Genomic DNA, 23878 nt, shown 5'->3' with positions numbered 1-23878 from the left:
TGACTGCCAACGGCAAGCTGGACCGCAGGGCCCTGCCCGAACCCCTGGTCGGCGGGGACGCCGAAGGACGCGCCCCGCGCACCCCGGAAGAGGAAGTCCTGTGCGGACTCTTCGCCGCAGTACTCGGCATCTCCCGCGTCGGCGCCGATGAGAACTTCTTCGCCATCGGTGGCCACTCCCTGACGGCCACCCGCCTGATCAGCCGTATCCGCAGCACCCTCGGCGCCGAACTGGGCATCGGCGACCTCTTCGCCGCCCCCACACCTGCCGCGCTCACGGCCCGCCTCGGCCATGACACGTCCCGGCCCAGGCCGGCTGTGGTGGTGCGGCCCGAGCCGTTGCCGTTGTCGTTCGCGCAGCAGCGGTTGTGGTTCCTGCGGGAGTGGGAGGACGGCGGTTCTACGTACAACATTCCGCTGGCGGTGCGGTTGCGCGGGCCGGTGGACAGGGGTGCGCTCCGGGCGGCGCTGGACGATGTGGCGCTGCGGCACGAGTCGTTGCGCACACTCTTCCCGGCCGTGGACGGGCAGCCGTACCAGCACATCACCGCCGACGCCCACGTCCCCCTGTCCGTCTCCCTGTGCCCTCCGGTGGAACTGGCCGGGCACGTCCGGCGCGCCGCCCGCCACGCCTTCGACCTGGCGACCGAACTACCCCTGCGCGCCACGTTGTTCACGCTGTGCGCCGACGACCACGTACTCATGCTGGTGCTCCACCACATCGCCGGTGACGGCTGGTCCATGGCCCCGCTCACCCGCGACCTGAGCACCGCCTACGAGGCACGCCTGGCCGGCCGGGCCCCCGACTGGGCCCCGCTGCCGATCCAGTACGCCGACTACGCCCTGTGGCAACGGGACCTGCTCGGTGACGAGGACGACCCCGAGAGCCATGCCGCTCGCCAACTCGCCTATTGGCAAAAGGCGTTGACCGGACTGCCCGAGGAACTCGCCCTGCCGACCGACCGGCCCCGGCCGCCCGTGCCGAGCCATGACGCCGGAGCCATCACGGCCTGCGTACCCGCCGAACTGCATGCGGGTCTGGTGGGGTTGGCCCGGGGGAGCGGGTCGACGCTGTTCATGGTGTTGCAGGCGGCGGTGGCTGCGTTGCTGTGCAGGTTGGGCGCGGGTACGGACATTCCGTTGGGGACGGCGGTGGCTGGGCGTTCGGACGACAGTCTGGATGACCTGGTGGGGTTCTTCGTCAATACGTTGGTGTTGCGTACGGATGTGTCGGGTGATCCGACGTTCCGTGAGCTGTTGACGAGGGTGCGGGCGGCTGATCTGGAGGCGTACGGGCATCAGGATCTGCCGTTCGAGCGGGTGGTGGAGGCGGTCAACCCGGCCCGGTCCACCGCCCGCCACCCCCTCTTCCAGACCATGCTGCTCCTGAAGAACGGATCGGGCGGCGGGCTGGAGCTGGCCGGTACCACGGCCTCGGAACACCATGTCGCCGTTCATGTGGCCGAGTTCGACCTGCTGTTCGGCGTCGAGGAGGCCCACACGGCCGACGGCGACCCGGCGGGGCTGCGCTGGACGGTCGAGTACGCCACCGAACTCTTCGACCACGGCACGGTGCGGACCCTCACGGACCGGCTGCTGAGGCTGCTCGCCGCGTTCGTCGGCGACCCGGACGCTCCTGTCGGGCAGGCCGACGTGCTGTCCGCCGACGAACGGGCCCTCGTCCTGGGCGCGTGGAGCGGCGAGGACCCTGCCGCACCGCCGGCCGAACGCCCCGTGCACCGGTACTTCGAGGAGCAGGCCGCCGCCCGGCCCGACGCCGCGGCGCTCGTCCTGAACGAACGGACGCTGACGTTCGGCGAGCTCAACACGCTCGCCAACAAGCTCACGCACGAGCTGATCCGGCGCGGCGCGGGACCCGAGGACCGGGTCGCCGTCCTGCTCGACCGGTCCGTCGAGTCGGTCGTGGCCCTGCTCGCCGTACTCAAGGCGGGAGCCGTGTATCTGCCGCTGGACACCGGGCATCCGGCCGAACGCATCGCCCACGTCCTGAAGGACGCCGACGTCCGACTGGTGATCAGCACGGCCGAGCTCGCAGGCACTCTCGCCCCCGACACGGTGCCCGTGCTGCACGTCGACCGGTGCGCGCAGGACGGCGGCGGGCACGACCCGGACGTACCCGCGCTGCACCCGGCGCACCCCGCCTACATGCTGTACACCTCCGGATCCACCGGGCGCCCCAAGGGTGTCGTCGTGGAGCACCGGGCCCTGGTCAACCTGCTGCACAGCCACGAGTCGACCCTGTTCGCCGCACATGTACGGGCCACCGGCAGGCCCGCCGCACGGGTGGCCGTCACCGCGCCGCTCACCTTCGACGCCTCCTGGATGGGACTGCTCGCCCTGTTCGCCGGGCACGAGCTGCACCTCCTCGACGACGCCACCCGGCGCGACCCGGCGGCCATGGTCGGTTACGTCGGACGGCACGGCGTCGACTTCCTCGACACCACACCGACGTACGGCCTGGAGATGCTGGAGCACGGGCTGCTCGGCACCCCCGAACTCACCCCCCGCACCCTGACCTTCGGAGGCGAGGCCATCCCCGAGCCGCTGTGGCGCAGGCTGCTCGCCGAACCCGACGTGAGCGCCCACAACTTCTACGGCCCCACCGAATGCACCGTCGAAACGCTGACCACACCCCTGCGCGGCACCTCGACGCCCATCGTGGGACGGCCCTTGGAGGGCGCCCGGGTGTACGTCCTCGACGAGGCGCTGCGGCCGGTGCCGCCCGGTGTCATCGGAGAGCTGTACATCGCCGGGCGCGGACTCGCCCGGGGCTACGGCGGCCGGCCCGGCGCGACCGCGGAACGGTTCGTCGCCAGTCCCTTCGCGGACGGGGCGCGCATGTACCGCTCGGGCGACCTGGCGCGCTGGCGGGCCGAGGGCACCCTGGAGTTCTGCGGGCGCGCCGACGACCAGGTGAAGGTGCGTGGCTTCCGGATCGAGCCCGGCGAGATCGAGGCCGCGCTGGGCCGTCACCCGGACATCGCCCACGGTGCCGTCGTGCTCCGCGAGGACAGGCCGGGCGATCGGCGGCTCGTGGCCTACGCCGTGCCCGTGCCCGGCCGCACGCCCGACCCCGCCGGGCTGCGCGCGTTCCTCGCCGGGACGCTTCCCGAGTACATGGTGCCCGCCGCGTTCGTCGTCCTCGACGCGCTGCCCGTCACCGGCAACGGCAAGCTCGACCGGCGCGCCCTGCCCGCTCCCGAGTACGGGGGACTCGGACGGGCGCCCGAGAGCGAGCTGGAGCGGTCCCTGGCCGCCCTGTTCGAAGACGTCCTCGATGTGCGCGGCACCGGCGTGGACGACAGCTTCTTCGACCTCGGCGGACACTCCTTCCTGGCCGCCCGGGTGGTGGCCCGCGTCCGCGCCCTGCTGCCCGACGTCCTCGGGGACCTGACCCTGCCCGGGTTCTTCCGCACCCCCACCGTGGCCGCCCTCGCCGCCCGCGCCGACGGCCGGGACACCGCCGGATCCGACCTGTTGCTGCCGCTGAGCACGTCCGGCACCGGGGCACCGCTGTTCTGCGTCCACCCCGTCACCGGGCTCGCCTGGTGCTACGCGGGACTGGCCGCCGCTCTGGACGACCGGCCCGTCTACGGCCTCCAGGCGCGTCGGCCCGGCGCCGACGAACGGGCCCTGCCCGCCCGCTGGGAGACCCTGGTCGACGACTACCTGGGCCGCATCCGCGCAGCCCAGCCGCAGGGGCCGTACCACTTGCTCGGCTGGTCCCTCGGCGGGAACATCGCGCACGCCCTGGCCTGCCGGCTGCGCGCCGAGGGCGAGGAGGTGGCCCTGCTCGCCCTGATGGACTCCTACCCGCTGCGCGCCCCGGCCCCGGACACGCGGTTCGACCCCGCCGACATCGCCGCGTTCCTCCGCCGGGAGGGAACCGCCGACGCCGGCCTCGACACCGCGTTCGACGAGCCGTTCGTGGCTTCCCTCGCGGCCGCCGCCGCGCACACCGTCGCCCTGGCCGAGGCGGCCGAACCGGGAGTCTTCGCCGGCGATCTGCTCCACTTCACGGCCACCGAGGACCGTGACCCCCGCGCCCCCGTGGCGGACGACTGGCGGCCGTACATCACCGGCCGGATCCACGGCCACGCCGTCGACTGTGCCCACCTGGACATGACGCGTCCGCAGCCCCTTGCCGAGATCGCCGCCCTCCTGGTCCGCACCCTGCACCGGGACTGACACCGAGGAAAGAGCCGATCCATGATCGAAGAGACCGTCCTGCAGTACGAGTTGTCCGACGCCGAGGTGTCCCGGATACGGGAGGAGGCGGCCCGACTCGCCGCCTCCCTGCCCGACCCGGCGGACCCGGCCCGCTACGTCGACAACCGCTTCGCCGACGCCGGACTGCCGCCGTGCCTGAAGGACTTCCTGGAGAGGTTCCGGCGCACCGAGTCCGCCGCCGGCCTGCTGATCCACGGTTTCCCCGTCGACGACAGCGCCGTCGGACCGACCCCCGGCCACTGGGACCAGCCCACGGACCCCGCGGCCACCCTGGAACAGGAGCTGTTCCTCGCCATGTGCGCGACCGCGCTCGGCGACCCCTTCACCTGGTCCACCCTGCAACTGGGCCGCATGATCCAGAACATCCTGCCGATCCGCGGCGACGAGGAGCGCCAGAGCGGCCACGGCAGCGCCACCCTGCTGGAGTTCCACACCGAGGACGGCTTCCACCCCGGCCGCTGCGACTATCTGCTGCTGTTCGGGATCCGCAACCACGACCGGGTGCCGACCATCCTCGCCTCCGTCCGGGACGTCAAGCTCAGCCGCGAGGATCTGGCCCTGCTGATGCGCCCGCTGTTCCACATCCTCCCCGACGACGAGCACATCAGGCAGCTGCAACTGCGCCACCCCGACCACCCGGCGCTCGCCCGCATGGAGCAGATGCTGCACTCCCCGGACGCCGTGCCCGTCCTGTTCGGCGACCCCGACCGGCCCTATCTCCGTATCGACCTGCCGTTCATGCGCTGCGTCTCGGACGAGCCGGCGGCCGAACGGGCCGTGTACACCCTGATGGCCGAGCTGGAGCGGGTGCAGCACACGGTCGTCGTGGAGCAGGGCAGCCTGCTGATCGTCGACAACTACCTGGCGGTGCACGGCCGTAAGCCCTATCCCGTGCGCTACGACGGCAGCGACCGCTGGCTGAAGCGGATGATCGTCAGCCGCGATCTGCGCAAGGCGGCCCCGGTGAGCCGGATGACGCGCGGCCGGGTGCTGTTCTGACGCCGGCCGCCCGCTGCCCCTTCCTCTTTCCGACCCGCACGTGCCACCTAGGAGTCAGACATGCGCACCGTCGTCATCACCGGCGCGTCCAGCGGCATCGGCCGCGCCACCGCCCTGCGCTTCACCGAGGCGGGCGACCACGTGGTCAACCTGGACATCAAGGCACCCGAACCGGACGGCCACCCGGCCGGACGGTGGACACGCGCCGACACTGCCGACTGGAACGCCGTACGGGAGGCCCTCGCCGACGTTCACCGCGACACCGGACGCCTCGACGTGGTCATCGCCAACGCCGGCATCAGCGTCCGGCACGGCGTCCTCGACATCCAGGAGAAGGACGCCCGCCGCATCACCGACGTCAACCTCCTGGGCGTCCTGGGCGTCTGGCAGTCCGCCGCCCGCATCATGACCGACCAGGGCCACGGCGTCCTGCTGGCCACGGCCTCCGTCAACGGCCGCCGGGGATACCCCTATTACGCCGACTACAACGCCACCAAGGCCGGCATCGTCGCCCTGACCCAGACCTTCGCGCTGGAGCTCAGCCCGGTGGTGCGCACCGCCTGTGTCAGCCCCGGCGGCGTGCTCACGCCCATGCAACTCGCCGAGTACACCGAGGAGATGCTCGCCGACACCAACGCGCGCATCCCCGCCGGACGGCACGCCGACCCCGCCGAGATCGCCGCGGCGTTCTTCTATCTGGCCTCGGCCGAGGCCGGCTTCGTCACCGGGCAGGAACTCGTGATCGACGGCGGGGAGACCGCCGGTGCCACGACGTCCGCGTACGGCACCGCCGTACGTGCCGGGCACTGACCGGACGGGGAGCAGTCCGTATGCAGACCACCGCCCCCGGCGCCGCGGGCCCCACCCGGGGCGCCCCGGCCATCGGACTCGACGTCGTGCTGACCGGCACCTCGTCCGACGCGCACACCTGGAACCTGATCTACCTCGAACTCCTCCTCACCGAGTGGGGACATCGCGTGACCAACCTCGGGGCCTGCGTCCCCGAGGAACTCGTCGTCACCGAGGCGCTGGCCCAGAGCCCCGACCTCGTCGTGCTCAGCAGCGTCAACGGCCACGGCGCCGCCGACGGACTGCGGCTGATCGCGCGGTTCCGCGCCGAACCGCGGCTCGCCGCGCTCCCCGTGGTGATCGGCGGCAAGCTCGGCACCGCCGAGGAGACCACCCGGGCCTGGCTGCCGCGGCTACGGACCGCCGGGTTCGCGGAAGTGTTCGAGGAGAGCGCCGGGATCGCGCCCTTTCGCCGCTACCTCGACACGCTCACGGCCGGGGTGTGCCGCTGATGGACGCCCCGACCACCACCGGGTTCGGCGCGTTCGTCCGCGGCGCGCGCGAACTCGTCGTCCAGCCCCGCATGGGCTTCGGCTCACCGGAGCGGATGCGCCAGGGCCTGCTCGCCACCCGCGCCGCTGCCGCCACCACGGTCGGCACGCTCACCCTCGACAGCTACACCAGGGTCGGTGACCTCAGCGCCGCCCGGCGCGCCGTCACCGAGGGCACCGACCTCAACGGCTACCCGCTGCTCACCCACGGCCCGGCCGCCACCCGCCGCATGCTCGACGGAATCGACGGCCCCGAATTCCCGGTCCAGGTGCGGCACGGGTCCGCCGCCCCGCAGCGCATCATCCGCGGCCTGCTCGCGGCCGGACTGCACGCCACCGAGGGCGGCCCCGTCTCCTACTGTCTGCCGTACAGCCGCACCCCGCTGGCCGACGCCGTGGACAACTGGACCCGGGCCTGCGAACTGCTCGCCGAGGCCCGCCGGCCGGGCGTCGAACCGCATCTGGAGTCCTTCGGCGGCTGCATGATGGGCCAGCTGTGTCCGCCCGGACTGCTCGTCGCGCTGTCCCTGCTGGAAGGGATGTTCTTCGTCCGCCACGGACTGCGCAGCATCTCCCTGAGCTACGCGCAGCAGACCGACCCGCACCAGGACGAAGAGGCGGTACGAGCGTTGCGCGCGCTCGCCGCCGACCTGCTGCCCGGCGTGGACTGGCACATCGTCGTCTACACCTACATGGGCGTCTATCCGCGCACCCCGTCCGGGGCCCGAGCCCTGCAGGACCGGGCGGTACGGCTCGCGGTGCGGGCCGGCGCGCAGCGGCTCATCGTCAAGACCACGGTCGAGGCGCGCCGTATCCCCACCGTCGCCGAGAACGTCGCCGCCCTGGAGACCTCGGCGCACACGGCCCGCACCGTCCGCCCGGGCGGCCCGGGCGCGCAGGACGACGGAGACCGGGACACCCAGGTGTACGCCGAGGCCCGCGCCCTCGTGGAGGCGGTGCTCTGTCTCGGCCCCGACATCGGCCGCGGACTGCTCACGGCGTTCGGCCGGGGCTGGCTCGACGTGCCGTACTGCCTGCACCCCGACAACGTCGGCCGCAGCGCCGGATTCATCGACGAGCGGGGCCGGCTCGGCTGGAGCTCCGTCGGCGCCATGCCGATCGGGCACGTCGTCACGGCCCGCCCGGCCGCCGCCCTCACCAGCAGCGGTCTCCTCGACGCGCTGCACTACGTCGAGACCCGCCTGGACCTCGGCGAACTCACCGGGACCGGCCCGCGCCGCGAGCCCGCGCCGGCCCGTTCCTGAGAGCGGCCCACGAGCCGTCGCACCACAGCAGCCCACCCATGCGAGGGAGTGATACGACATGAGCGCACTGCACGCCTCCGGCTTCCCGGAGGACGAGATACGGGCCAGGGCCCGGCAGGGCGCGGCCCGCGTCTTCCCGCCCGCCTCCGCCTACGGCACCGAACTGTTCGGTGCCGACGGGCGCGGCGGCGACGACGTCCTGGACCGGACCCGGCTGGTGCCGCCGGCCTTCGTGCCGCGTCGGCTGGAGAAACTGATCGAGCTGGCCCGCGAACCCCTGTACCGGGACGTGGACACCGTCACCGACATCGGCGGCTTCCCGGCCGAACTGCCGGTGTACGTCTCCGCGTTCGGCTCCACCCAGGTCGCCAGCCGCGACCTGGGCGTGGCCGCCGCCCGGCAGGCGGCTCGGCTCGGCATCCCCATCGTCGTCGGCGAGAACATCGGCCCCGTCAACGGCACGGGACGGCTCGGCGAACGCGAGGGCCGCACCCTGCTCGGCCGTATCACCGCCTACCAGGACGCCCTGGAGGGCGCCGGCGGTGTGGCCGTACAGCAGTCGACCGAGGACGCCGACGCCGAGATCTGGAACCTCGTCTACAGCGACCCCTCCGTGCGGCCGCTGCTGGAAGCCGGGCGGCTCGCCTTCGAGCTGAAGGTGGGTCAGGGCGCCAAACCGGGGCTCGGCGGCATGACCGTGGTCGACGCGGCCGACGCCGAGCGGCTCAAGGAGCAGTACGCCGTCGAGCCCGTGCTCGGAGACGGCGCCTCCCGAGTGCTGCGCAGCGGCAGCCCCGGCACCTTCACCGAGGAGATCCTCGCCCACCAGGTCCGCCTGATGCGCAACAACTTCCCCCGGGCCAGGATCTGGGTGAAGCTGCCTCCCGCCCGAGACGTGGGGGACGCGGCCGCCACCGCCTGGGCGGCCGGCGCCGACTCGGTCACCGTCGACGGCGCCGAGGGCGGCTCGGGCTGGGCCCCGCTCGCCTTCCTCAACGACGTCGGTCTGCCGCTCGCGGAGTGCCTGCGCCGGGTGCGGCCGGGACCCGAGGAGTGCCTGCTCGTCAGCGGCCGGATCTGGGAAGGCGCCCGCGCGGCCAAGGCACTGGCCGCCGGGGCGCGCGCCGTCGGCCTCGGCCGGGCCGCGCTGCTCGCCGTGGACGAGGACCCCGAAGCGGGACTCGACCGCCTGGTGGCGGCCCTCGCCCTCGAACTACAGCTGATCGTCAGCGCTTTGGGCAAGTACCACCCCCGCGACCTGGACCCCGACGACCTGTGGCACCCGGACACCTCGTACCCGGCACCACAGCCTGTGCCCACGGCAGCCCGCGTACCCTGACCGGCCGCGCGACTCGGACGCCTTGCCTGATCAACTCCCCGGCCGGAAGCGAAACTTCCCGCCACCTGCCTGGTCAACTGCCTCTTGCGAGGCCGGGCCGTTCCTACGATCGACGCAGTCCGGGCCGCCGGGCCCGGCACACCTCACCGACCAGCCGTCCGACCCACGACAGACGGGACAGTACGATGCCGAACCCCTTCGAGAACGAGAACGGACAGTACCTGGTCCTCGCCAACGACGAGGAGCAGCACTCGCTGTGGCCCGCCCAGATCGCCGTACCGGCCGGCTGGCGCACCGTCCACGGCGTCGACAGCCGTGCCGCGTGCCTGGAGTACATCGAGACCCACTGGACCGACATCCGCCCGGCGAGCCTGCGCCGGGCCATGGACCGGATGGCCGGCTGACGATGACCGGCCAGCTGCTCCAGGACACCACGGTGATCCGGCCCGTACCCCGGCCGGACGCCACCCGCTCCCTCGTCTGCCTCGGCTTCTGCGGCGGCGGCACCGGGTCCTACCGGGCCTGGCTGCCGTCGCTGGGCGAGGCCACCGACCTGGCCCTGGTCTGCTACCCGGGCCGCGAGGGCCGCTTCGCCGAGGAGTTCGCCCAGGACTGGGACACCCTCGCCGAGGACACCACCGACGCCGTGGTCCGCGCCGCGGCCGCCGCGCCGGACCGCCCCTACCGCCTGTTCGGCCACAGCATGGGCGGCTGGATGGCCTTCGACGTCACCGTACGGCTCGCCGAGCGCGGCGCCCCGCTGCCCGAGCGCCTGACCGTCTCCTCGTGCAACGCGCCCGACCGTGGCGTCACCGAACGCGACCGCTTCCCGCGTCTAGAGGACACCGAAGGACGCCTCATGGAGTGGATGCGGACCATCGGGCTGCTGCCCGACTACGCGCTCGACGACCCCGACCTGCGAGACATGGCGATCGAGCTGATGCGCGCCGACATCACCGTCCGCGACTCCTACCGGCCCCGGCCCGGCGTCACCACGTCCGTGCCCGTGCATGTGCTCTACGGCGAGGACGACGCGGTCATCGAACCGGCCGTCGCCGAGCAGTGGGCACGCTGCGCCACCGGCGGACTGCGCGTGGACGCCCTGCCCGGCGGCCACTTCTACACCCCGCCGGTGTGGAAGACCCTGCCCGACCACTTCGCCGACGCCGACCTGGAGGAGGGCGTGCGATGACACCCCACTGGCTGGAGGAACCCGGCGCGCCGGTCACCGCCCTCGTCGACGGACTGCCGGACGCGGCCGCCGCCGCGGACTGGATCGACACCTACCGAGACCCGCTGCGCAGCGTGCTCACCCGGCACGGCGCGCTGTATCTGCGCGGCCTTCCGGTGCGCACCGCCGCCGACTTCGCGCTCGTGCGGGACGCCCTGTTCGCCACGCGCGCCAAGTACCAGGAGAAGGCCACCCCGCGCAGCGACTTCGGCGACGACGTGTTCTCCTCCACCGACCTGCCGCCCGCCCAGGCCATCCGGATGCACAACGAGAACAGCTACACGCTGACCTTCCCCGGCCTGCTGCTGTTCGGCTGTCTGACGGCCCCCGCGGAGGGCGGCGCGACACCGGTCGCCGACGTCCGGCGGGTCCTCGACGGGCTGCCCGCCGATCTCGTCGGCCGCTTCCGCCGGCACGGCTGGTCGCTGGTGCGCAACTACGCCGAGCACATCTCGCTCGACTGGCGGACCGCCTTCGCCACCGACTCCCGCGCCGACGTGGAGCGTTACTGCGCCGCCAACGCCATCGACGTGACCTGGGGCGACGACGACACCCTGCGCACCCGGCAGGTGCGCTCGGCGATCGTCCGCCACCCGCGCACGGGCGAGGAGGTCTGGTTCAACCACGTCGCGTTCTGGAGCGAATGGGCACTGGACCCCGACATCAGGGACGTGCTGGTCGGCGAGTTCGGCCGCGACGGGCTGCCGTTCAACACGGCGCTCGGAGACGGCACCCCGCTGAGCCCCGAGGACGTGGCCGTGCTCGACGCGGCCTACGAACGCGCCACCGTACGGCGCGCCTGGCAGCCCGGCGACCTGCTCCTGGTCGACAACATCCGCACCGCGCACGGCCGTGACCCCTTCCGCGGCGACCGCAAGATCGTCGTGGCGATGGGTGAACCGGTCGCCCTCGCCGACTGCGCGCCCTCCCTGCCCGTCACCGCACCCGCCCTGGCCGGCCGCGCCTAGGGCGTGTCGCGCAGCCCCCGAGAGGAGCCCACCCATGTCCGCAACACCGCCCGGCGGGTCGTCACCGGCCCGCGGCACGGCCACGGCGGCCGCACCACGGCCGTCGGCGTCCGTCGCCGTCGGTACCCGTCCGGGGCCCGCGTCCACCCCCGCCCGGGACCTTCTGCAGCGCTTCCGGGAGGCCGTCGCGCGGCACCCGCGGCGGGACGCCGTCGTGGCGGCCGACGGCACCACCGTCGGCTTCGGCGCCCTCGACGGTCAGGTGCGACGGCTGGCGGCCGCCCTCGTCGGAGCCGGTGTCCGGCCCGGACAGCACGTCGGTGTCGCCCTGGGCCGGGAGCCCGACCTGGTGGTGGCCCTGCTCGCCGTCTGGCAGGCCGGCGCGGCGTACGTCCCCCTCGATCCGGCCCACCCGCAGGCACGCCTCGACCACATGGTCGAGGACGCCGGCATAGAGGTCGTCGTGGCCGCCGACCCGGCCCGCACCTGGCCGGACGGGGTGCGGACCGTCGCCCCCGACGCGAGCGCCGCGCCCCCCGTCCCCGACGTCCCGGTGCCCGCCGACGCCCCCGCCTACGTCATCTACACCTCCGGCTCGACCGGCCGGCCCAAGGGCGTCGCCGTCACCCGCGCCGCGGCCGCCCGACTGGTCGCCACCCTGGAGGAGAGCGGCTGCTACACCGACCGCCCCGCCCGCGTGGCCTGGAACGCCAGCGTGTCCTTCGACGCCTCCGTGCAGCAGTGGGCCCGCGTCTGCCGCGGCGACACCCTGCTGCTGCTCTCCGAGGACCAGCGCGCCGACCCGGCCGCGCTCGCCGCACATCTGCTCCACGAAGGCGTGACCGACCTCGACGTGACGCCTTCCCACTGGTCCGTCCTGCGTGAGCGGGTCGTCGAGACGGCCGAGCGACTCCCGGACGGCATACGGCTGTTCGTCGGGGGCGAGACGATCCCGGTGCCCATGTGGCAGGACCTGGCCGGCCTCGGCGCCCGGGGGGTCGTGCACGCGCTCAACCTGTACGGGCCGACCGAGTGCACCGTCGACTCCACCGTCGGCCGCGTCGACGGCGCCGAGCCGCACATCGGCACGCCGCTGCCCGGCGTCGGCGCCCACGTCCTCGACGACGAACTGCGCCCCGCCTCCGAGGGCGAGCTGTACCTGACCGGCCCCGCCGTCGCCCTCGGCTATCTGCGCCGCACCGCCCTGACGGCCGAGCGGTTCACCGCCTCGCCGTTCGGCCCGCCCGGCAGCCGTATGTACCGCTCCGGCGACCGGGTCAGGCGCCGCCCGGACGGCAGCCTCGCCTATCTCGGCAGGGTCGACCACCAGGTCAAGGTGAACGGACTGCGCATCGAACTCGGCGAGATCGAGGCCGTCCTGACGGACCATCCGTCCGTCACCGCCGCGGTCGCCGTTGTACGGGAGGACGACCGGGCGGGCCGCGCCCTGGCCGCCTACTGGGTCCCCGCGCCCGGCGCGGACAGCGACCCGGAGCCGCTGCGCCGCCACCTGGGCTCCCGGCTCCCCGCCCATATGGCGCAGCTGTCACTGACCGCCCTGGACAGCCTCCCGCTGGGCGTCGGCGGCAAGGTCGACCGCACGGCCCTGCCCGAACCGGCCGAGCAGCGGCACCGGCCGGACGGTGCCGACGCCGTGCCCGCGGGCGAGTTGGAGACACTCATCGCCGGCGCCTGGCAGGACGTCCTCGGCCGCGAACGGGTGCTGGCCACCGACGACTTCTTCGCCCTCGGCGGGCACTCGCTGCTCGCGCTGCGCGTGATCGCCGACCTGAAGAAGCGGCGCGGGGTGGTCATCCCCACCCGCATGGTCTACCAGCATCCGCGGCTGCGCGATCTCGCCCGCGCGATAGCGGACCGCGGTGACCACTGATCGCCGCCGCCCCTTCCGCCCCTTCCGGAAAGGTCCCGCCGCCATGCGGACATCCTCAGCCTCACGAGTCTCGCTGTACGGACTGCTGAGCGCCTACACGGTCTCGCTGTTCGGCACCCGGCTGACCATGATCGCCCTGCCCTGGCTGGTGCTCGTCACCTCCGGCAGCGCGTCACAGACGGGACTCGTCGTCTTCGCCGAGGCGGTGCCGCTCGTCCTGGGCAAGGCACTGGCGGGGCCCCTGATCGACCGGTTCGGAGCGCGCGGGTTCAGCGTCGCCGCCGACCTGGTCAGCGGCGCGGTGGTCGCGGCGGTCCCGCTCTGCCACTGGCTGGGCGTCCTGCCGTACGGACTGCTGCTGGCGCTGTCCACCCTGCTCGGGCTGGCCCGCGGGCCGGGCGATGTGGCCAAGCGGACCCTCACCCCGGCGACCGCCGAGGCGGTCGGTATGCCGCTGGAGCGGATGAGCGGCATGGTGGGCACCCTGGAGCGGCTCGCCGGCACCGCCGGGCCCGCCGCCGGCGGCGCCGTGGTCGCCTTCTTCGACCCGGTGTGGGCCCTCGCGGTCAACGCCGTCACCTTCCTGGTCTCCGCCCTGATCATCGCCGCCACCGCGCCCGGCCGCGGCCCCGTGCCCGCGGAGTCCACCGACACGGCGCCCGAGGAGGAGCGCTACCTCGACCGGCTCCGGGCCGGGCTGCGGTTCCTGCGCCAGGACCGGCTGCTGCGGTCCATCGCCGTCATGCTGAGCGTCACCAACCTCATCGACGCGGCGTACGGCTCCCTGCTCATCCCCGTCTGGGCGAAGGAGACCGACGGCGGCCCGGCCGCGATCGGTGCCCTCGGCTCGGTGTTCGGCATCGCCGCGGTCGCGGGCTCCGCACTCGCCACCGCGCTCGCGCACCGGCTGCGGCGCCGGCCGACGTACGTCATCGCCTTCCTCCTCGCCGGGCCGCCCCGCTTCCTGGTGATGGCCTTCGACCTGCCGCTGTGGACGGTCCTCGCCGTCGCCGTCGTGGACGGACTGGCCATCGGCTTCGTCAACCCGATCCTCAACGCCGTGATGATGGAGCGCATCCCGCGCCCTCTGCTGGGCCGGGTCTCCGCGCTCACCGACTCCGTCGGCTCCGCCGGCGTGCCGCTGGGGCCCGTCCTCGCCGGCCTTCTCGTCACCCTGGCCGGCCTCGGCCCGGTCCTGATCGGCTGCGCCGCCCTCTATCTCGGCAGCACCGTGCTGCCCGCCCTGCGCCCCCACTGGCGCGAACTCGACCACCGGCCACCGCCCGCGGTCACCCCCGAGCCCGACGACCACAAGGCCAAGGCCCCCGCACCCTGAGCCCGCCCCGTTCACCGCCCGAGAACCTGTGCAGTCACGAGAGGAAAGAGGCACATCATGAGCAGTGGCAACCTGAGCGCCGCACGCCTGAAGGGTGACTTCGACGTCGAGCGGCTGCTGGCCGAACTCGCCGTCCTGGAACGCACCCAGTGGGCGGCCCAGCGCACCTACGGCGAGAGCCTGGAACCCAGTGAGGACACCGTCCTGGACTGGCGGGTGCTGCCGCTGCGCAGCCCCGACGGCCGCGCCGACCGCACCGACCCCGGCGGCCTCGGCCTCGTCGAGTACGCCACCACCCCCTGGCTGGAGAAGACCCCCTACATCCAGTCCATCCTGGACAGCCTGCCCACCGAACTGCGCGCCGTACGGCTGATGTCGCTCGGTGCGGGCGCCGAGGTCGACGAGCACCGCGATCAGCCGTACGGGCTCGCGGCCGGCTGGGTGAGGCTGCACATACCGTTCGTCACCAACCCCGAAGCCGTCCTCACCCTCGACGGACAGCAGCACACCTGGCAGCCCGGCACCTTGTGGTTCGGCGACTTCTCCCGCCTGCACTCGGTGCGCAACGGCGGCTCCGAGCGCCGCGTCCACCTCGTCATCGACGCCTATGTCAACGACGAACTGCTGGAGCTGTTCCCGGCCGAGTTCCGCGACCACATCCGCTGGTCCGAGGTGCTCCTCAACCGCCCCGAGATCCCGCTGACCGAGGACGAACTGACCGACTTCCGCAGCACGTTCGCCATCCCCGACGCCTTCCTCTACGGCGAGCCCGAGGAACTCGCCGACGACAGCAGGCCCGACCGGCCGGCCCGGCTCCGGCTCGACGGCGGCCGGCTCGTCCTGGAGGTCGACGACGAGCCCAGGGCGGCGCTGGTGCACCTGGGCGAGGGCGAGTTCCGTGCCCTCGGCTGGACCGCCGAGCGCACCGTGAAGGCCGAGCGGACCGGCGACGGACTGCGGCTGCGCTTCCGGATGCGCCAAGGCAGCCGTATGGAAGAGACCGTTCGGACCGCCGCGACGGCTGCGGCCTGAGCCATGCCGTACGCCACCGGCACGCTGCGCGACCCCACACAGGTCCGCGCGTTCGACCCGGCGGCGGTCACCGGCCGGCGGCTCACCCCGCCGGCGGCGGGCGGGCCCGCGCACATCTGGCTGCTGCACGCCGAACGGCACCGTGCGGCACTCGTGTGCGCGGCGCCCGAGGTGCTCGACGCGCAGGAACGCGCCAGAGCCGCGGCCCTGCGCGTGCCGGCGGACCGGGAGTGCTACCTCGCCACCCACCTGGGGCTTCGCCTGCTGCTCGGCGCCTATCTGGGCACGGAGCCGGCGCGCGTGCCGCTGACCCGGTGGGCGTGCCCGCTGTGCGGCGGACCACACGGGCGGCCTGGGGTGGCGGGGGACCCGCTGCACTACTCGCTCAGCCACAGCGGCGGTCTCGGACTGCTCGCCTTCGCCGCCCTCCCGGTCGGCGTGGACGTCGAGGCCGTCCCCTCACCTGCCGCGGTGGCCGAGGCCGCCGACGCCCTGCACCCGCGCGAACGCGACGAACTCGCACTGCTTCCCCCGTCCGCCCGCCCGCGCGCCTTCGCCCGGGCCTGGGTCAGGAAGGAGGCCTATCTCAAAGGACTCGGTGTCGGCCTCGCCGAGTCCCCGGCGTCCTGCTACGTCGGTACCGGCACCGAACCCGCCGGCACCGACCGGGCCTGGCTCCTCACGGACGTCCCCGTCGGCCGGGGAGCGGCCGGAGCGGTGGCCGAACGCACGGCCCGGTAGCGGCACACACGGACAGGACGGGAGGTGAACGACGCCCATGGAACCGACGGCAGGACCATCAGCGGGACTCGGCACCGGAACCGGCACCGGGAAGGTCGCGCAGACCGCGCAAGGGGCCCGAGAGCAGCGGAAGGACCGCCGCCACCAGGGCCCCGGCGACGATCCACATCGTCGGACGCGGTCCCACGGCGGAGGTCAGCGCCCCGGCGGCGACGGCGCCCAGCGGAATCGTGCTGAAGTTGATCAGCAGCGCCGTGGAGGTGACACGGCCGAGCAACTCCTGTGGGCAGTACGACTGACGGAAGCTCACGGTGATCACGTTGCAGGCCACGATCCCGGCCATCGTCACGGTCGAGCCGATCGCGAACAGCGCGAGCCGCGGTCCCGGCGCCGTGAGGGGGATCAGCAACCCGAAGAGCGAGGAACCGAGTTGGGCGGCCACGAGGGCGCGGGCCGTGCCCAGCCGGTGCGCGATCCGGCGTGCGCACAGCACCCCCAGCACCCCGCCGACCGCGCCGCAGGAGCCGAGCAGTCCCACCGTGCCCGCACCGAGCCCCACCGAGCGGACCAGGAACACGATGTACGTCGCCTCGTAACCGGCCAGCGCGAGATTGGCCGCCGCGCCGAATCCGATGACCGCCCGCAGCAGCGGATCACGGCCGATGAAACGCAGCCCCGCGGACATCTCCTCCCGCAGCCGCACCCGGCCACCGGTGCGACGCGGCTCGTCGGCCCGTATGCGGCGCAGACACCACGACGACACGAGGAACGAGACGGAGTCCAGCAGCAGCCCCGGGACCGTGCCGAGCAGTTGCGCGAGCAGCCCGCCGGCACCCGGCCCGGCGATCCGTGCCAGATGCTCACCGCCCTGCAACTTCGCGTTGCCCTCCAGGAGTTCGGACCTGTCCACCAGGACCGGCAGATAGCTGGAGTACGCGGTGGAGAAGAACACCGAGGCGGTACCGGTCAGGAAGGCCACCGCGAGCAGCTGCCAGACGGTCAGCACATCCAGCCACCAGGCGGCCGGAACACTCGTGAACAGCGCCGCCGAGACCAGGTTGCACACATGCATGACCCGGCGCGGGGACCACTGGTCCACCCAGGCACCGGCCGGCAGCCCGACCACCAGCCACGGCACCCACGGCGCGGCGGTCAGCAGCCCGACCAGAGCGGGGGAGGCGTCCAACGTCACGACCGCCGTGAGCGGAAGCAGCACCGACGTGACGCTCGTGCCGAACTTGCTGGTCGTCTCGCCGATCAGCAGCAGCCGGAAGTTCCGATGGCCGAACAGGCTGCGCCGTGCCGTGCTCCCGGCCGCGGCGACGAGCGGTCTTCCTTCAGCGGTCATGGTGTGCGGAACACCCTCAACTCCATTGGCCGACAGAGGAGTTCACGCTACACGAGCCCTACGGCCCGCCCGGGCCGGACGCGACGCCCCCTGCCCACGCGAGGAATCCGATGACCGACGGCCCGCCCGACACGTTGACGCGCTTTCTGGACTGTGTGCGGCGCCACCCGGACCGCCCCGCGGTGCTCACCCCCACCGGTGGCCTGACGTTCGCCGCACTGCACGAGCGCGTGGAATCGCTCGCCACCGTACTGCGGCGAGCGGGCGCGGGACCCGGCACGGTGACCGGCGTCGCCCTGCCCCGCTGCCCGGACCTCGTGGCGGCACCCCTCGCCGCTTGGCGCACGGGATCGGCCTTCACCCTGCTGGACCCCGGCCACCCCGGCGCCCGGCTGCGCGCCCTCGCCGAAGGGGCCGGGGTGTCGGTGGTCGTGACGCCGGACGGCGCCGCCTGGGCGCCGGGCGTGCCGACGGTCGACCCGGCGGCACCGTCCGACCCTGGGCGCCTGCCCGTGCGCACCGTCCCCCGCGACGCCACCGCGTACGTCGTCCACACCTCCGGCTCGACCGGCCGGTCCAAGCCGGTCCAGGTCTCGTACGCCAACGTCTCCCATCTCGTCGGCGCGCTGGAGAGCGCCGGCTGTCACCCCGCCGCGCCCGGCCGTGTGGCCTGGCTCGCCGGGCTGTCCTTCGATGCCTCCGTGCAGCAGTGGCTCAGGATCTGCCGAGGGGACACGCTCGTCCTGCCCGACGAGGCGACCCGGCAGGACCCGCCGCGCCTCGCCGCCTTCCTGCGCGCGGCGCGGATCACCGACCTCGACGCCACCCCGGCCCTGTGGGCGCTGCTGCGCCCCCATCTCGTACGGCGGGCGCCCGGTGAACACCCGCTGCGGCTGCACCTGGGCGGCGAACCCGTACCGCCCGCCATGTGGGACGACCTGGTGACGCTGAGCGCCGACGGCTCCGTCACCGCTCTCAACCTGTACGGCCCCGCCGAGTGCACGGTCGACGCCACCGCCGCGCCCGTCACGGGCCCCGCCCCGGTGATCGGCGGCCCGCTGCCCGGCGTACGGGCGCACGTCCTGGCTCCCGGCGGTCTGCGCGGTGACCTGGAGAACTTCCTCGACCTCTTCGAAGCGGCCTCCGCCCACCGGCTGGCCGCCCGGCTGACGGCCGTCCTGCGGACCGCGGCCACGGACCCGGACCGCCGGTTGGGCGGCTACGACGTGCTGACCGCGGACGAGCGTCCGCGGCCGTGGGCCACCGCGGCACCCGCGCTCCCCGAACCCCGCGCCGCTCTCGATCTGTTCGAGGAGCGGGCGCTGCTCGACCCGGACGCCATCGCCGTGCGTTTCGAGGGGCAGCGGGTGACCTACGGCGAACTCGACGCCCGCGCCGACCGGCTCGCCCGCCGCCTCGCCGCGCGCGGGACCGGCCCCGACGTCGTCGTCGCGGCCGCCCTGGACAGGTCCGTCGAGCTGATCGTCGCGGTGCTCGCGGTGTGGAAGACGGGAGCCGCGTTCCTGCCGGTCGACCCCCGCTACCCCGCCGCCCGCATCGCCCACATCCTCACCGACGCGTGCCCGGCGCTGCTGCTGACCGCCGCGCACATCAGCCTGCCGGACGTACCGTCCGTGCCCCGGATGGACGTCCGGGACGACGTCCGGGACGACGTTCGGGAAGACGACCGCGAAGGCGACCGGGAGGCGTCCGCACGTCCCGGCACCGGCCCGTACCCCGCACAGCGCCCGCGCCCCGACCATCTCGCCTATGTGATCTACACGTCCGGCTCCACGGGCACCCCCAAGCCGGTCGCCGTCACCCGGGCCGGGTACGCCAACCTCGTCGCCCATCAGGCGGCCACCCTCGACGTGGACAGCGGCAGCCGGGTCCTCCAGTTCGCCTCGGCCGGCTTCGACGCCTTCTTCTGGGAACTGGGCATGACCCTCACGGCCGGTGCCGCCCTCGTCCTGGCCCCGACAGCCCGGCTGCTGCCCGGCCGCGAGCTGGCCCGCCTCGCCGACGAGCACGCGATCAGCCATCTGACCGTGCCGCCCGCCGTCCTCGGCGCACTGTCGCCCGACGCTCTGCCCGGCGTCACCACGATCGTGGTCGCGGGCGAGGCGTGCGGAGCCGAACTCGCCGCACGCTGGTCGCGAGGCCGCACACTGATCAACGGCTACGGCCCCACCGAGACGACGGTCTGCGCCACGATGAGCGACGCACTGCGCCCCGACGGGAACGTCCCGCCCATCGGCGACCCCGTGCGCGGCACTCGCCTGCACGTCCTGGACGACCTGCTGGAGCCCGTCCCGACGGGCGTGACCGGCGAGCTGTACCTCGCCGGCGCCGGACTCGCGCGCGGCTACCGCGGACGTCCCGGCCCGACCGCGGAACGCTTCGTCGCCGACCCCTTCGGACCGCCGGGAACCCGTGCCTACCGCACCGGAGACCTGGTGCGCCGGACCTCGGACGGACGGCTGGAGTTCGTCGGACGCGCCGACGACCAGGTCAAACTGCGCGGCCACCGCGTCGAACTGGGTGAGGTCGAGGGCCGTGTCGCCGCCGCCGACGGGGTGGCCCAGGCCGCGGTCGTGCTGCGCGAGGACCGCCGGGGCGAGCGCCGGATCGTGGCGTACGTGGTCCCCGAGACCCCGGCCGGCCCCGAGCGCGGCGAGCGCGGACGCGTCGAGGACTGGCGCCAGGTCCACGACACCGTCTACGCGGGACCCGTCGCGGCGCCCGGCGAGGACGACTTCTCCGGCTGGCACGACAGCCGTGACGGCACCCCCATCCCGGTCGAGGACATGCGGGAATGGCGGGACGCGACCGTCCACCGGATCGGCGAGTTGCGCCCCACACGCGTGCTGGAGATCGGCGTGGGCAGCGGTCTGCTCCTCACCGAACTCGCGCCGCGCACCGCCGAGTACTGGGGACTCGACTTCTCCGCCGCGGCGATCCGACGGCTGCGCCCACGGGTGGACCGGCTCGGCCTGCCCGAGGGCCGGGTGGTGCTGCGGCAGCAGACCGCGCACGATGCCACGGGCATCCCCGCGGGCCACTTCGACGTGGTCGTCCTCAACTCCGTGGTGCAGTACTTCCCCAGCGGCGCCTACCTCTCCCGAGTCCTCGACGTCGCCGGGCGGGCCCTGGCCCCCGGCGGGCGGCTCTTCGTCGGCGACGTCAGAAACCTCCGGCTGCGCGACCGCGCCCGCCTCAGCGGCGTACAAGACGTACCGGAACTCTTCGTCGACCCCGACTACTTCGCCGCCCACGCCGCCCACTCGGGCCGGTTCACCACGTGTGACGTGCGGCTGAAGCGCGGCGCGCGGATCAACGAACTGACCGCTCTTCGCTACGACGTGGTCCTGGGCACCGGCGCGGCCCCGGACGAACCCGACCCCGGACCCGTACTGCGCTGGGGCACCGACGTCCGCACCCCGGACGCCGTCGCGCGGTTCGCCCGCACCCGGCGGCCCGCCCGCTTCACGGTCACCGGCGTCCCCAACGCCCGGCTGACCGGCTTCGTCCACGACCCGGGCCGCCCACGCCGAGCCGGCGCCGATCCCGAACACCTCGCCCGCCTCGGCGAGGATCTCGGCTACGGCGTCGCGCTGCGCTGGTCTTCCGACACGGACGACACCTGCTTCGACACCTGCTTCGACGCCGAGTTCACCGAGGGCGGCACCCCACCCGAACCCCCGGTCCGCGCCACTGCGGACGGCGATCCCGCGCGGTACGTCGGCACCCCGCGCACCGCGGCCGACGAGCACCGCCTCCACGCGTCGGTACGCCGCCAGGTCGCCGCGTTCCTCCCGGACTTCATGATGCCGTCGGCCGTGGTGGTCATGGACCGGCTCCCGCTCACCCCGCACGGCAAGACCGACCGTGCGGCCCTGCCCGCCCCGCCCACCGCGCGGCCCGACGGCCCGACGCCCCTGAGCCGTCCGCGCACGGACCGCGAGAGGACCCTGTGCGCGATGTACGCGGACCTCCTCGGCCTCGACGAAGTCGGCACCGACGAGAGCTTCTTCGACCTCGGCGGCCACTCGCTGCTCGCCACCCGCCTGGTCAGCCGCATCCGCGCCGACCTGGGGATCGACATCCCGGTGGGCACGGTGTTCGACGCGCCGAGCGTGGCCGAACTCGCGCCGCTCCTGGACCGCGCGCCCACCTCCCGGCCACCACTGCGGCGCATGCGCCGCCCCGACTGAACCTCGCCCGGCGAGGACCGGACCGCGACCGACCGACAGGGGACCACCGCAATGGACTTCAGTCTCTTCTACTTCGCCGACGACAGCGCCGGCACGCCGGGAGGCGACCCCCGCGGACGGTACGAACTGCTGCTGGAGGGGGCCCGGTTCGCCGACCGCAACGGCTTCACGGCCGTATGGACGCCCGAACGCCACTTCCACCCCTTCGGGGGGCTCTACCCCAACCCGGCGGTGACGGGCGCCGCGCTCGCCACCGCGACGCACCACGTCGCCATCCGCGCCGGCAGCGTCGTCGCGCCCCTGCACCACCCCGCCCGTATCGCCGAGGAATGGTCCGTGGTGGACAACCTCTCCGGCGGACGGGTGGGCGTCTCCTTCGCCTCCGGCTGGCACCCCACGGACTTCGCCCTCGGCCACACCGCGTACGCCGACCGCAAGACGGTGCTGCTGCAACGCCTCGACGAGGTACGACGGCTGTGGCGGGGCGAACCGCTCGACGTGACCGACGGCACCGGAGCGCCCACCACCGTCCGCGTCTTTCCCCCGCCCGTTCAGTCGGAGCTGCCGGTCTGGGTGACCAGCGCGGGCGAGGCCGACACCTTCCGCGCCGCCGCCCGGGCCCGCGCCGGGGTGCTGACGCATCTGCTCCACCAGAGTCTCGACGACCTGGCCGAGAAGATCGCCGAGTACCGCCGGACGGCCCGCCGCACCCACGACGGCTGGGACGGCCATGTCGTCCTGATGCTCCACACCTATCTCGCCGAGACCCGCGCCGAGGCACGTGACACCGTGCGCGAGCCCCTGCGCGACTACCTCAGAAGCTCCATCCACCTGGTGACCCGTTCGTTCACCGAGGCCGACCCCGACTTCGACCTGGACTCCCTGGACGACGAGGACATCGACTTCCTCCTCACCCGCTCCTTCGAGACGTACTTCGACCAGCGGGGCCTGTTCGGAACCGTCGACGACGCCCGCCGCACGGTCGACGCCGTGCGCGCCGCGGGAGTCGACGAGATCGCCTGCCTGATCGACTTCGGCGTCGACACCAAGGCCGTCCTCGCCGGACTGCGCCGCATCGGCGAGCTCCGCGCACGTTCCGGCGCCGACCTGCCCGGCGCCGGCCCAGCCACCCACCGAGCCCGGAGGTCGAGCTCAGCATGATCCCCCTGTCTTACTCCCAGGCCCGCTTCTGGTTCCAGGAGCAGCACGGCGGCGACCGGCACGCGTCACCCGTCGCCCCCGTGCTGCTGCGCCTGTCCGGGGAGCTGGACACGGGCGCGCTGGAAGCGGCCCTGCGGGACGTGGTGGCCCGGCACGAGAGCCTGCGCACCGTCTTCCCGGTGACCGACGGAGTACCCCACCAGCGGGTGCTCGGCCCCGACCGGGCGTGCGACCTGGCACTGGCCCTCGCGGACGTCACCGAGCAGGGCATGCCGGACGCGATTGCCGCGGTGTGCGGGGGCCGCTTCGACCTGTCGTGCGAGCTGCCGGTCCGCGCGAAGCTGCTGGCCGTCGGACCGGTGGAGCATGTGCTGGTGGTGGCGGTGCACCACATCGCCTTCGACGGCTGGTCGGTCGACCCCTTCGTACGCGACCTGTCGACCGCCTACGCGGCACGACTGCGCGGCATCGCCCCCGTCCACGACGAACTGCCGGTGCAGTACGCCGACTTCACCCTGTGGCAGCGCGAACTGCTGGCCTCGGACGGCTTCGAGGAGCGGGAACTCGACTTCTGGCGCACCGCGCTCCACGCCCTGCCAGAGGAGCCGGCCCTGCCCCTCGACCGCCCCCGCCGGACCACCGGCACCCACCACGCGGGACTGATCGAGTTCACCATCGGATCTCCCGCCCTGCACGCCCTGGAGGGGCTTGCGCGTGAGTGTGGGTGCAGTTTGTTCATGGTGTTGCATGCGGTGGTGGCGGG

Annotated in this window: 17 protein-coding genes; 16 read left to right on the top strand and 1 reads right to left on the bottom strand. The window is 73.6% G+C overall.

The annotated features are described in order from the left end of the window. From HLK59_RS34375 to HLK59_RS34315, 13 genes are all read left to right on the top strand, one after another. On the top strand, positions 1 to 4208 hold a 4208-nt coding region (locus HLK59_RS34375), incomplete at its 5' end, for a non-ribosomal peptide synthetase (protein ID WP_171145516.1). Between the two features lie 21 nt (positions 4209 to 4229). After that, positions 4230 to 5249 carry a guanitoxin biosynthesis L-enduracididine beta-hydroxylase GntD gene (gene gntD / locus HLK59_RS34370; RefSeq protein WP_171145515.1) on the top strand — a complete coding sequence of 340 codons (1020 nt, stop codon included), beginning with the start codon at positions 4230 to 4232 and terminating at the stop codon, positions 5247 to 5249. A 60-nt stretch (positions 5250 to 5309) separates the two neighbouring features. Then, on the top strand, positions 5310 to 6059 hold the full coding sequence (locus HLK59_RS34365; RefSeq protein ID WP_171145514.1) for an SDR family oxidoreductase: 750 nt from the start codon (positions 5310 to 5312) through the stop codon (positions 6057 to 6059). Between the two features lie 20 nt (positions 6060 to 6079). Then, the gene (locus HLK59_RS34360) at positions 6080 to 6550 is read left to right on the top strand and encodes a cobalamin-dependent protein (RefSeq protein WP_171145513.1); all 471 of its coding nucleotides are present in this window, start codon (positions 6080 to 6082) and stop codon (positions 6548 to 6550) included. Continuing rightward, on the top strand, positions 6550 to 7854 hold the full coding sequence (locus tag HLK59_RS34355; protein WP_206327944.1) for a methylaspartate mutase: 1305 nt from the start codon (positions 6550 to 6552) through the stop codon (positions 7852 to 7854). Before HLK59_RS34360 ends, HLK59_RS34355 begins: the two co-directional genes overlap by 1 nt. A gap of 58 nt (positions 7855 to 7912) precedes the next feature. Beyond that, positions 7913 to 9193 carry a glutamate synthase-related protein gene (locus HLK59_RS34350; RefSeq protein ID WP_171145511.1) on the top strand — a complete coding sequence of 427 codons (1281 nt, stop codon included), beginning with the start codon at positions 7913 to 7915 and terminating at the stop codon, positions 9191 to 9193. Positions 9194 to 9378: 185 nt separating this feature from the next. After that, on the top strand, positions 9379 to 9597 hold the full coding sequence (locus HLK59_RS34345) for an MbtH family protein (protein WP_171145510.1): 219 nt from the start codon (positions 9379 to 9381) through the stop codon (positions 9595 to 9597). A 2-nt stretch (positions 9598 to 9599) separates the two neighbouring features. Next, entirely contained in the window at positions 9600 to 10385 is a 786-nt protein-coding gene (locus HLK59_RS34340; protein ID WP_171145509.1) for an alpha/beta fold hydrolase, read from the top strand. Continuing rightward, positions 10382 to 11392, top strand: coding sequence for a TauD/TfdA family dioxygenase (locus HLK59_RS34335; protein WP_171145508.1), 1011 nt, complete (start codon positions 10382 to 10384; stop codon positions 11390 to 11392). Before HLK59_RS34340 ends, HLK59_RS34335 begins: the two co-directional genes overlap by 4 nt. 34 nt (positions 11393 to 11426) lie before the next feature. After that, positions 11427 to 13283 (top strand): non-ribosomal peptide synthetase, encoded by a 1857-nt coding sequence (locus tag HLK59_RS34330; protein WP_171145507.1) that lies wholly within the window; start codon positions 11427 to 11429, stop codon positions 13281 to 13283. 43 nt (positions 13284 to 13326) lie between these two features. After that, positions 13327 to 14619 carry an MFS transporter gene (locus tag HLK59_RS34325; protein ID WP_171145506.1) on the top strand — a complete coding sequence of 431 codons (1293 nt, stop codon included), beginning with the start codon at positions 13327 to 13329 and terminating at the stop codon, positions 14617 to 14619. Between the two features lie 57 nt (positions 14620 to 14676). Further along, positions 14677 to 15651, top strand: a complete 975-nt coding sequence (locus tag HLK59_RS34320) for an aspartyl/asparaginyl beta-hydroxylase domain-containing protein (RefSeq protein WP_171145505.1) — start codon at positions 14677 to 14679, stop codon at positions 15649 to 15651. A gap of 3 nt (positions 15652 to 15654) precedes the next feature. Further along, positions 15655 to 16392, top strand: a complete 738-nt coding sequence (locus HLK59_RS34315; RefSeq protein WP_171145504.1) for a 4'-phosphopantetheinyl transferase superfamily protein — start codon at positions 15655 to 15657, stop codon at positions 16390 to 16392. Between the two features lie 58 nt (positions 16393 to 16450). Here the strand turns inward: HLK59_RS34315 and HLK59_RS34310 are convergent, their stop codons facing one another. Then, a complete protein-coding gene (locus HLK59_RS34310) occupies positions 16451 to 17740 on the bottom strand; it encodes an MFS transporter (RefSeq protein WP_171145503.1) in 1290 nt (429 codons plus the stop codon). Between the two features lie 110 nt (positions 17741 to 17850). Here HLK59_RS34310 and HLK59_RS34305 point away from each other — a divergent pair, with 110 nt between their 5' ends. The 3 genes from HLK59_RS34305 to HLK59_RS34295 form a co-directional block, all read left to right on the top strand. After that, a complete protein-coding gene (locus HLK59_RS34305) occupies positions 17851 to 21954 on the top strand; it encodes an amino acid adenylation domain-containing protein (protein WP_171145502.1) in 4104 nt (1367 codons plus the stop codon). A 51-nt stretch (positions 21955 to 22005) separates the two neighbouring features. After that, positions 22006 to 23115 (top strand): MupA/Atu3671 family FMN-dependent luciferase-like monooxygenase, encoded by a 1110-nt coding sequence (locus tag HLK59_RS34300; RefSeq protein WP_171145501.1) that lies wholly within the window; start codon positions 22006 to 22008, stop codon positions 23113 to 23115. After that, on the top strand, positions 23112 to 23878 hold a 767-nt coding region (locus HLK59_RS34295), incomplete at its 3' end, for a condensation domain-containing protein (RefSeq protein WP_240982805.1). The genes HLK59_RS34300 and HLK59_RS34295, both read left to right, overlap by 4 nt.

This window comes from Streptomyces sp. S3(2020), from assembly GCF_013044505.1.
In the GTDB taxonomy this organism is placed as follows: Bacteria; Actinomycetota; Actinomycetes; order Streptomycetales; family Streptomycetaceae; genus Streptomyces.
Note: the sequence above shows the minus strand (reverse complement) of the source record. Positions and strands in the feature narration are given on the sequence as shown.

Coding starts and splice junctions, on each gene's coding strand:
- HLK59_RS34345 (WP_171145510.1), top strand. CDS start 9,379: ATGCCGAACCCCTTCGAGAACGAGAACGGACAGTACCTGGTCCTCGCC.
- HLK59_RS34330 (WP_171145507.1), top strand. CDS start 11,427: ATGTCCGCAACACCGCCCGGCGGGTCGTCACCGGCCCGCGGCACGGCC.
- HLK59_RS34300 (WP_171145501.1), top strand. CDS start 22,006: ATGGACTTCAGTCTCTTCTACTTCGCCGACGACAGCGCCGGCACGCCG.
- HLK59_RS34305 (WP_171145502.1), top strand. CDS start 17,851: ATGACCGACGGCCCGCCCGACACGTTGACGCGCTTTCTGGACTGTGTG.
- HLK59_RS34365 (WP_171145514.1), top strand. CDS start 5,310: ATGCGCACCGTCGTCATCACCGGCGCGTCCAGCGGCATCGGCCGCGCC.
- HLK59_RS34325 (WP_171145506.1), top strand. CDS start 13,327: ATGCGGACATCCTCAGCCTCACGAGTCTCGCTGTACGGACTGCTGAGC.
- HLK59_RS34310 (WP_171145503.1), bottom strand. CDS start 17,740: ATGACCGCTGAAGGAAGACCGCTCGTCGCCGCGGCCGGGAGCACGGCA.
- HLK59_RS34355 (WP_206327944.1), top strand. CDS start 6,550: ATGGACGCCCCGACCACCACCGGGTTCGGCGCGTTCGTCCGCGGCGCG.
- HLK59_RS34340 (WP_171145509.1), top strand. CDS start 9,600: ATGACCGGCCAGCTGCTCCAGGACACCACGGTGATCCGGCCCGTACCC.
- HLK59_RS34350 (WP_171145511.1), top strand. CDS start 7,913: ATGAGCGCACTGCACGCCTCCGGCTTCCCGGAGGACGAGATACGGGCC.
- gntD (WP_171145515.1), top strand. CDS start 4,230: ATGATCGAAGAGACCGTCCTGCAGTACGAGTTGTCCGACGCCGAGGTG.
- HLK59_RS34335 (WP_171145508.1), top strand. CDS start 10,382: ATGACACCCCACTGGCTGGAGGAACCCGGCGCGCCGGTCACCGCCCTC.
- HLK59_RS34320 (WP_171145505.1), top strand. CDS start 14,677: ATGAGCAGTGGCAACCTGAGCGCCGCACGCCTGAAGGGTGACTTCGAC.
- HLK59_RS34315 (WP_171145504.1), top strand. CDS start 15,655: ATGCCGTACGCCACCGGCACGCTGCGCGACCCCACACAGGTCCGCGCG.
- HLK59_RS34360 (WP_171145513.1), top strand. CDS start 6,080: ATGCAGACCACCGCCCCCGGCGCCGCGGGCCCCACCCGGGGCGCCCCG.